This is a genomic window from Brachybacterium sp. HMSC06H03 (assembly GCF_001807385.1).
Classification (GTDB): domain Bacteria; phylum Actinomycetota; class Actinomycetes; order Actinomycetales; family Dermabacteraceae; genus Brachybacterium; species Brachybacterium conglomeratum.
In genome coordinates, this window is record NZ_KV788841.1 from 1 (window position 1) to 9387 (window position 9387).

General features: G+C 72.1%; 7 protein-coding genes and 1 pseudogene. 5 read left to right on the plus strand and 3 right to left on the minus strand.

Features of this window, described 5'->3' with window-relative positions:
• The coding region (gene recQ / locus HMPREF3159_RS10645; protein ID WP_141748182.1) for a DNA helicase RecQ at positions 1-1613 on the minus strand (1613 nt) is incomplete at its 3' end.
• 76 nt (positions 1614-1689) lie between these two features.
• On the minus strand, positions 1690-3237 hold the full coding sequence (locus HMPREF3159_RS10650) for a DHA2 family efflux MFS transporter permease subunit (RefSeq protein WP_070501005.1): 1548 nt from the start codon (positions 3235-3237) through the stop codon (positions 1690-1692).
• A gap of 138 nt (positions 3238-3375) precedes the next feature.
• Here HMPREF3159_RS10650 and HMPREF3159_RS16750 point away from each other — a divergent pair.
• Both HMPREF3159_RS16750 and HMPREF3159_RS10655 read left to right on the plus strand, forming a co-directional pair.
• Positions 3376-3770: pseudogene (locus HMPREF3159_RS16750) on the plus strand (TIGR00366 family protein); the annotation flags it as partial.
• 18 nt (positions 3771-3788) lie between these two features.
• A complete protein-coding gene (locus tag HMPREF3159_RS10655; RefSeq protein WP_070501006.1) occupies positions 3789-4652 on the plus strand; it encodes a CorA family divalent cation transporter in 864 nt (287 codons plus the stop codon).
• On the opposite strand, the gene HMPREF3159_RS10660 is transcribed toward HMPREF3159_RS10655, so the two are convergent.
• Positions 4636-6288 carry a nuclease-related domain-containing DEAD/DEAH box helicase gene (locus HMPREF3159_RS10660; protein ID WP_070501007.1) on the minus strand — a complete coding sequence of 551 codons (1653 nt, stop codon included), beginning with the start codon at positions 6286-6288 and terminating at the stop codon, positions 4636-4638. The genes HMPREF3159_RS10655 and HMPREF3159_RS10660 overlap by 17 nt on opposite strands.
• 108 nt (positions 6289-6396) lie before the next feature.
• On the opposite strand from HMPREF3159_RS10660, the gene HMPREF3159_RS10665 reads away from it, so the two are divergent.
• The 3 genes from HMPREF3159_RS10665 to HMPREF3159_RS10675 all read left to right on the plus strand — a co-directional run bounded on the left by HMPREF3159_RS10665 (position 6397) and on the right by HMPREF3159_RS10675 (position 9083).
• The gene (locus HMPREF3159_RS10665) at positions 6397-7641 is read left to right on the plus strand and encodes a TRAFAC clade GTPase domain-containing protein (RefSeq protein ID WP_083305915.1); all 1245 of its coding nucleotides are present in this window, start codon (positions 6397-6399) and stop codon (positions 7639-7641) included.
• A complete protein-coding gene (locus tag HMPREF3159_RS10670; protein ID WP_070501008.1) occupies positions 7638-7979 on the plus strand; it encodes a hypothetical protein in 342 nt (113 codons plus the stop codon). Before HMPREF3159_RS10665 ends, HMPREF3159_RS10670 begins: the two co-directional genes overlap by 4 nt.
• 267 nt (positions 7980-8246) lie before the next feature.
• Positions 8247-9083 carry an Ltp family lipoprotein gene (locus tag HMPREF3159_RS10675; protein ID WP_083305916.1) on the plus strand — a complete coding sequence of 279 codons (837 nt, stop codon included), beginning with the start codon at positions 8247-8249 and terminating at the stop codon, positions 9081-9083.
• Positions 9084-9387 lie beyond the last annotated feature (304 nt).

Genomic DNA, 9387 nt, shown 5'->3' on the forward strand with positions numbered 1-9387 from the left:
CCGCCGCGCGCGCCGCGCTGCGGGGCGCGGTCGACGGCGAGCTGCACGGTCTCCTCGGAGCGGAGCACGGGGCCGGCCTGCGGGCCGGGGACGAGCACGCCGTAGTCGCCCTCCGCCTCGAGGACCCCCCGTGCGAGCAGCTGCCGGATCGCAGTGCGCCACTCCTTCTCCGAGAGCTCCTCGCCGATGCCCCACACGCTCAGCTCGTGGTGGCGGGAGGACAGGGAGCGCTCGGACTCGCGGCCCAGCAGCACGTCCACCACCTGGCCGGAGCCGAAGCGCTGCCCGCGCTCCCGGTCCAGCCGGATCACGGCGGAGAGGAGCTTCTGCGCCGCGACCGTCGCGTCCCAGGTCTGCGGCGGGTTCAGGCAGGTGTCGCAGTTGCCGCAGGGGGAGGAGTCCTGGCCGAAGTAGCGCAGCAGCTGCACGCGCCGGCAGTCGACCGTCTCGCACAGGGCGAGCATCGCGTCGAGATGCGAGCGGGCGTTGCGCTTGAACTGCTCGGAGCCCTCGCCGCCCTCGATGAACTTCCGCTGGCTGACCACGTCGCCGAGGCCGTAGGCCATCCACGCGGTCGAGGGCAGGCCGTCGCGGCCCGCGCGGCCCGTCTCCTGGTAGTAGCCCTCGATGGACTTGGGCAGGTCGAGATGGGCCACGAAGCGCACGTCGGGCTTGTCGATCCCCATGCCGAAGGCGATCGTCGCGACCATGATCAGCCCGTCGGCGCGCAGGAACCGCTCCTGGTGGTCCTGGCGCACCTCCGGCGGCAGGCCCGCGTGATACGGGAGCGCGGGGATGTCGCGGTCGGCGAGCCACTGCGCGGTGGTCTCCACCGACTTGCGGGAGAGGCAGTAGACGATCCCGGAGTCGCCCTCGTGCTCGGCGGTGATCAGGCGCAGCAGCTGCTCGCGCGGGGAGGACTTCGGCTCGATGCGGTACTGGATGTTGGGGCGGTCGAAGCTCGCCACGAAGTGCCGGGCCTGCTGCATCTGCAGGCGCTCGGTGAGCTCGCGGTGGGTCGCCTCGGTCGCGGTCGCGGTCAGCGCGATGCGGGGCACGCCGGGGAAGGCGTCGGCGAGCATCGACAGGCCCAGGTAGTCGGGGCGGAAGTCGTGGCCCCACTGGGAGACGCAGTGCGCCTCGTCGATCGCGAACAGCGCGAGCTGGGCGCGCTGCAGGAGCTGGACGGTGCGGGGGAGGACCAGGCGTTCCGGCGCCATGTACAGCAGGTCCAACTCTCCGGCGAGCAGCTGCTGCTCGACGGCCTGCGCCTCGTGCATCTCGAGGGTGGAGTTGAGGTACGCGGCGCGGATGCCGACCGCCTCGAGCGCCGCGACCTGGTCCGCCATCAGCGCGATCAGCGGCGAGACGACGATTCCGGTGCCCTCCCGCAGCAGGGCGGGGATCTGGTAGCACAGCGACTTGCCGCCGCCGGTGGGCATCAGCACCACCGCGTCCCCGCCGCTCGCGACCTGGTCGATGATCGCGGCCTGCTCGCCCCGGAAGGAGTCGTAGCCGAAGACCCGCGAGAGGATCGCGAGCGCCTCCTCCGTCCGTCCGGCGTCGCCTTCTCGCAGCGCGGAGACGGCATCGACGAGAGGAGGGGTGCTCATGCCCGCCACTCTAGGCCGCGGGGCCGACGGGCCGCGAGCGGGAGGGCCCGGCTGTGGACGGCGGCGGGGAGTGCTCTCACTCGTCCTTCGCCCACACCCCGGTGTCGATCGGTCGGCCGATGGCGAGCGCGGCGAGGAGGCCGACCGCGGCGAGGCCGACGGGAAGCCACATGGCGTCGGCCATCGCCGCGGCGTACGGGGCGTGCAGGAACGGGGGCAGGGAGCCTGCTCCGGACTCCGCGCCCGCCGGAGCAGCGCTCTGGCCCCTGGTCGCCTCCCCGAGGCGGGAAGCGATCCGGTCGGCCATGAGCGTCGCGATGCCGGCGGAGCCGAGCACCGAGCCGACCTGCCGCATCTCGTTGTAGACGCCGGATCCGGCGCCGGCCTGCGAGGGCGGGAGATTGCGGGTCGCGGTCAGGGACAGCGGCCCCCAGATGCAGGCGTTCCCGATCCCGATCAGCACGAACGGCAGCAGCAGGAGCAGCACGGAGGCGTCCGGGCCCATCAGCAGGGAGAGCCACAGCAGCCCGCCCGCCAGCGAGGCGAAGCCGATCAGCGCCAGCGGTCGCGGGTCGTGGCTCGTCATCCAGCGGCCGACGAGCGGCGCGAGGACCAGCGAGAGCACCGCGGAGGGTGCCGTCATCAGCGCCGCCTGCGTCGGTGACATGCCGAGCACCTGCTGGAAGAACAGCGTGGTGGGGATCGCGAAGCTGAGCACGGTCGCGCCCATCATCGCGATCGCCACGTTCGCGACCGAGAAGTTGCGATCGCGGAACAGCGACAGCGGCACCAGCGGTTCGCGCCGCATCACCGCCTGCCAGAGGACGAACACCGCCAGCACCAGCACCCCGGCGAGGATCATCCCGGGCACCGTCACGGGCACGCCTGTGTCCACGGGGCCGATCACGAGGGAGTCCGTGATCGTGCCCCAGTCGTAGCTGTCGCCCTCCTGGATCCCGAACACCAGCAGGAACAGGCCCGTCGCCGAGAGCGCCACGCCGAGCCAGTCGAAGGAGTGCGAGCGGCGCGGGAAGCGCGGCACGTTGCGGAGCACCAGCGCGATCGCGAGCACCCCGACGGGCACGTTGACGAAGAAGATCCACTCCCAGCCCGGCCCGTCCACCAGCAGCCCGCCGAGGACGGGGCCGACGAGGCTCGCGACCCCTGCCGTCGCGCCCCACACGGCCATCGCCTGACCTCGCCGCTGCGGCGAGAACATGCGGGTGATCATCGACATGGTCTGCGGGGTCATCATCCCCGCACCGAGGCCCTGCACCACGCGCGCCACGATCAGCATCGCCACGCTCCCCGCGAGCCCGCACCACAGGCTCGAGGCGGTGAACACGACGAGCCCGACGAGATAGACCGACTTCAGCCCCAGCCGGTCCCCGAGCCGCCCCGTGATCAGCAGCGGCACCGCGTAGGCGAGCAGATAGGCGCTGGTCACCCACAGCAGGCCCGTCAGGTCCGCCCCCAGGTCCTCCTGCATCCGCGGGATCGCGACCGTGACGATCGTGGTGTCGACCAGGATCATGAAGAAGCCCAGCACGATCGACCACAGCGCGGGCCAGGGACGGTCCAGGCGGGGGTCGCGGGCGGGGCTGGGACGCGTGGCGTCGGGCATGCATGTCCTCCAGGAGGGGAGCGGCGCACGGGCGAGGGCGCAGGGGACGAGGCAGGGGAAGAGTACGCCTCGTGCGCTCCTGGCCTGTGCGTCGTCGTGTGAACCGTGCCGGGTCGCTCCCGGGCCGATGCTGTCCGGCTCTATGCCGGGATCCTCGGGATGATGGTCGGCTCAGGGCTCGTGCAGATCTTCTCCGACGCCTTCGTCTCGATCTCCAGCCCCACCACCTTCGGACTGTTCGCACTGCTCGCGGCTGGACTCGTGAACTTCTTCGTCCCCTCCGGCGGCGGCCAGTTCGCCGTGCAGGGGCCGATCATGCTCAGCGCCGGCGCGGAGCTCGGCGTGGCCCCGCGATCACGATCATGGCCTTCTCCTACGGCGACCAGTGGACCGACATGATCCAGCCCTTCTGGGCGATCCCGCTGCTGGCGATCGCCCGGCTGAAGATGCGTGACATCCTCGGATACACCACGATCGTGCTGATCGCCTCGGGGCTCGTCTTCGGGGCCACGCTCGTGATCGTCTCGCTCTGAGTCCGAGGAGGCCTCCGCATGCAGGTCGTCGACACTGTCGCGGCGCTCGAGGCGCTCGGGGACACCCCCGGGTGCGCGGTCGCCCGCGACCTCCAGGACCCGGTCGTCGAGGCGGCCGTCCGGACCTGGGGGATCCCGGGCCCGCGCACCGACGAGCTCGCCCGTCGGCCCTTCGCGCACCTGACGGGCGGGCGGCTCGAGCTCGTGCTGCTCCTGCCGGACCACGGCGCGCAGCACCTGACCGTGCGGATCCACGCCGCCGCCGCAGGGGTGCTCGTCATGGGGGCGCCGGAGGCGCTGGAGGCGGTGCGCGCGGAGGCGGCGGCCGCCGACGGCGTCCTCGAGGCGGTCGTCGGCATGCTGCTGGCCGTCGCGCAGCGCGGCGAGGAGGTGCTGGACGGGTTCGAGGACGAGAGCGAGCGGTTCGAGGACCGGGCCGACGGCTACGCCGCCTCGGCGCAGCGTCGCCTGATGGGCAGGCGGCGGGCGGAGCTCTTCCGCATCCAGGAGGCCCAGGCCGCGATGCATCGGCTGTGCCTCCCGGAGGAGCAGCTCTCCCAGGAGCTCCCCAAGGAGCTGCGCCACCGGCTGCGTCGGGCCGCGGTCGAGTTCGAGGCGAACGGCTCCGCCGCCGCACGCCTCCACGCGGTGCTCGGCGATCTGCTGGCCGAGCAGGGAGCCGTCGTCAACGAGCGGCTCACCCTGGTCGCGACGATCTTCCTGCCGCTCACGCTCGCGACCGGGTTCTTCGGCATGAACTTCGCCTGGATGCAGGAGCGGACCGGCAGCGCGGGCGCCTTCGTGCTGCTGGGGATCGTGCTGCCGGCGCTCGCGACCGTGATCACGCTCGTGGTGGTGCGCCGGCTCACCGGCTCCCGCTGATCCTCTCCCACACCACGGGACCTCCCGCGTCCCAGATCTCCCCGCCGTCCCCGACCACCACCAGCAGGGAGCGGGCCCGGGACAGGCCCACGTACAGCAGCTGCCGTGCCCGCTCCGCGGCGCCGAAGCCGTTGACCGCGAGCACGACGACGGGACGCTCGAGCCCCTTGAAGCCCAGCACGTGCCCGTAGAACACGTCGGTCGCGGAGAAGAACCCGTCCCAGTAGCCGTCGTACCCCTCGTGCTCGATCTGCGTCCTCTGCTCCGGGTGGCGGCTGCCTGTGGTCAGCAGGGCGATCTGCCCAGGCTCCCAGCCCTCGTCCATCAGCTTCTCGACCGCGTCGTCGGCGGTCGCGACCGCGTCCTCGGCGGAGGAGGCGAGATAGCGCACGGGCGCCCCGGCCGGCAGCCGCGGGGTCTGCTCCACCGGGGTGAGCGGCGCGAAGGCGTGCGCGATCGTGCGGGTGCTGCGCAGGTTGTCGTCCAGCGGGAAGGGGTTCAGCGTGATCGGGGCGCGGCCCTCGCGGTCGAAGACGCTCTGGTGCTCGTCGGCGAACACGAACAGGACACCCTCCGCGGGGTCGCGCAGGCAGGGCTGCAGCGCCTCCGACCAGGCGTCGGCGAAGTCCTGCGCCTCGTCGACGACGATCGCGTCGAAGAGCTCGTCCTCGTCGGTCTCGCCCGCGAGCTGCGCGAGACGGGCCGGGAGGTGCTCCTCGTAGTACTCGACCGGGGAGCCGCCGAACTCCTGCTCGGTCTCGGCGCCCCAGCCCACCGGCAGGTCGTGGAAGAGCCCCACATAGGCGGGACGCTCCTGCTCCGGCCAAGTCGCGGCGAGCAGCTGGAAGTGCCGGGCGAGGCCGCGGGAGTAGCACAGCAGCGCGGTGCGGAAGCCGTCCCGGGCGAGCGTGCGGGCCTTGATCATCGCCAGGTGGGTCTTGCCGGAGCCGGCCCCGCCGATGATCTGGGCGCGGTGCTGGAAGCGCAGCAGGGCGATCGCGCGCTCCTGCTCGCGGGTGAGCTGGTTGCCCTCGTCGGCGATCTCCTTCGCCAGCAGTTGGTGGTTCTCGATCGCGCGGTGGGTGCGGCGCAGCATCTTCACCGCGTGCTCGCACTGCGCGGCGTCCAGCGGGGCATAGGCGTCCCGGGTATGCGAGTTCAGGGCGTGCACGATCCGGTCCGCGAGGCGGGGCAGGTCGGTCGCGTCCAGCGTGAGGGTGCGCGGCGCCTCGGGCGGGTCCCAGTCCGCGGGAAGCTGCGTGTAGGGCAGCACCGCGAGGTGCACGGCGCGACCGACCGGACGGGAGGACGCTGCGTTGAGGTACTCGAGCAGATGGTGCTTCGCGCGCTGGGCCTGATCGATCGGGGAGCGGGCGAGCTCCCGAGAGCCGGAGCGGTCCGCCTGCCGCCAGGCGCCGTCCTCCAGCGAGATCCGTCCGCCCTTCACCTCGATCACCGCGATCCCGATGCCCGGCCAGAGCACCAGCAGATCCGCCTCGACCTCCTCGCCGCGGGCGGTGACGCGCTGCCCGGTGATCAGCACCGCCTCGGCGGGCAGCTGCTCGGTCAGGTGCTCCCACACCTCCTGCTCGGCGGCGCTGGCGAAGTCCGGCTGCTCGGGAAGAGTGCGCGGCATGGTGCTCCTCGGTGCGGCGTGGGCGTCCTCGCTGGTGGGCCCAGGCTATCGGCCGACAGGGGTCGGGGAGACCCCCGACGAGCGGAGGTGATCCCCTAGTCTCGGGGCATGTCAGCTCGCGAGAAGAAGATCCGGCGGACCCCGCGACGTCCCGCGCCCCGCAGCAGGAAGCTCGAGCAGCACATCGCCGTGTTCGGGGAGAGCGGCAGCGGCAAGACGGTGCTTCTGTCCTCCTTCTACGGCGCGGCCCAGGACCAGGCCGGGCGGGAGGACTCGCAGGCCCCGCAGCTCTACGACCTCGTCGCCGACGACACCACCCAGGGCGACCGGCTGCTGAAGAACTACTTCCGGATGGAGAACTCCGCCGAGGTCCCCGCCGGGAACCGCTTCCGCGCCGAGCCCTACCGCTTCACCCTCTCGCTGCGCAGCACCCCCAGCGCCGCCGAGCGCAAGGCGATGCCCGTCGACGCCGTGCAGCTGGTGTGGCACGACTACCCCGGGGAGTGGTTCGAGCGCTCCGTCAGCGGACCGGAGGAGGAGCGTCGACGAATCGAGGCCTTCCGCGCGCTGCTCGTCTCCGACGTCGCGCTGCTGATGGTCGACGGGCAGAAGCTGAAGGACGCGGCCGGTGTGGAGGAGCGCTACCTCAAGGCGCTCTTCCACACGTTGCGCACCGGGCTCGTGCGACTGCGTGAGGACATCCTCGACGGCGACAAGGAACTGGTGCGCTTCCCCCGCATCTGGGTGCTCGCCCTGTCCAAGGCGGACCTGCTGCCGGAGATGGACGTGGACCGCTTCAAGGCGCTCGTGCTCGAGAAGGCCGCCGACGAGCTCGGCCAGCTGCGCGAGGCGATCGAGTCGATGGTCGTCGGCGACGAGGCGCTCGCCGTGGGGGAGGACGCGCTGCTGCTGTCCTCGGCACGGTTCACGCCGGGACGCATCGCCGTGCGCGAGCGGATCGGGGTGGACGTGATCCTCCCGCTCGCCGCGATGCTGCCCTTCGAACGGCATGTCACCTGGGCCAGGCGGCAGGAGATCCCCGCGAAGGTCGCCAGGGAGCTCGCCGAGAACGCCGGCACCATCGGCACCGGGGCGATGGCGCTGGCGATGTTCGGCGCCCGCCACCGCCTACCGGGACGGCTCGGCCTGATCTCCACGGCGCTCGCGACCGTGGTGCCGCTGCTCAGCAGGGACATGGTCCAGGACGCCGCCTCGCTCGCGGGGGAGAAGCTCCGGGGCGTCCACGACCGGGCGCTCGAGAAGAAGCAGAGCCTCGCGGCGATCCTCACGGGCTTCAAGATCGATCTCGAGCGCGCCGAGCGCGAGGGCGTGCTGCGCCGGAGCAGGCGATGATCCTGCTCTGGGCGACCCGCGGCCGGGCCTGGGGCTTCCGCTTCCTCCCCGTCGACGGCACTGGCGCCGACGCGGATCCGCTGGCGCTGTACGAACGGGCCTTCTCGGGACACGAGGACGAGGACGAGGGCTGCTGGAGGACGGACGGGCTGCTCGCCGTGCGGCTGCGGGATCCCGAGGGCCGCGCCGACGAGGCCGGACGAGTGATCCCGCACGAGCTCGTGCTCGACGGCGCGGGCGCGGACGGCATCACCTCGACGGCCGACGCCGTCCGGCAGATCTGGCCGCTGCTCGCCGAGCGCTACGCCGCGCTCTGGGACGGCCCGGCCCCGGACTGACCGGGTCGCCGAAGTGACCGGGGCGCCGTGACCTCTCTGTGACCTGGGGGATCGTGGTTACCCTGTGATCTGCCTTCCATTGCAGGTGTTCAGGACTTCGTCTGTCACACCGCTGGTGCAAGATTCAAATTGCAGGCCCCGCGCGGTCGATCGACGCACTCGGTCGCGGAGCATCCGCACACCGCAGCAGGCCTCTCTTCCCAGCAGTACCCCTCGGCGCCCCCGCGCCCGGGGGCCTCCGAATCCTGTCCAGAGAGGACACCCGCTGTGAACAGCACCCTCCCCCCGTCCCCGGAGCCCGGCGCTCCCGATCCCTCCTCCGCGCCCCAGTTCGGCATGCCCGCCGGCGCCCCCGCCCCGTCCCCGAAGAAGAAGCGCGGCAAGTGGTTCATCGCCGGCGGCTGCGGCTGCCTCGCGATCATCGCGCTCGCGATCGCCGGCTGCTCCGCGATCGTCATGAACGGGTCCGACGACGGCGAGGACACCTCGACCACCACCGAATCCGCTCCCGCCGCGGTCGAGGAGGAGGCGCCCGCCGAGGAGGCCGCGCCCGAGGAGGCAGCGATCGACGAGGAGGCCCCTGCCGAGGAGGAGGCTCCGGAGGAGGAGGCCCCCGCCGAGGAGGAGGCCCCGGCCGAGGGCGACGTCCCCGCGGAGTACACCTCGGCGCTGAACAGCGCGGAGTCCTACTCCGAGATGCTGCACATGTCCAAGCAGGGCATCTTCGACCAGCTCACCTCCGAGTACGGCGACCAGTTCTCCGAGGAGGCAGCGCAGTACGCGGTCGACAACCTCGAGGCCGACTGGAACGACAACGCGCTGAAGTCGGCGGAGTCCTACTCCGAGACGCTGCACATGTCCAAGCAGGGCATCTACGACCAGCTCACCTCCGAGTACGGCGAGCAGTTCACCGAGGAGCAGGCCCAGTACGCGATCGACACCATCGTCGCGGACTGGAACCAGAACGCCCTCGAGTCCGCGAAGTCCTATCGCGACACGATGGACATGTCGCCCGAGGCGATCCGCGACCAGCTCTCCTCCGAGTACGGGGACCAGTTCACCCAGGAGGAGGCCGACTACGCCGTCGAGAACCTCGACGGCTGAGGCCGCGGGCACCTGCCCGCACACCCATGACGGGGCGTCCGCCGCACGGCGGGCGCCCCGTCGCGCATCCGCCGCACCGCGCCGGTGCCAGGACGACCATGGCCGTCGGGCATCGACTCGGTGAAGCCCTGCCCTGAAGCGGGCGAACCCCCTGGTCACCTCTGAGTTCGGCGTTACGGTCGGTCCCGGTCCCGACCCCGAGCCCAGGAGAGCCCCCATGGCCGTCGCCCCCGCCCGTCGCACCGTCCTCACCGGCCTCGGCACCGCCGCCGGGGGCGCCGCTCTCGCCGCGGCCACCGCCCCG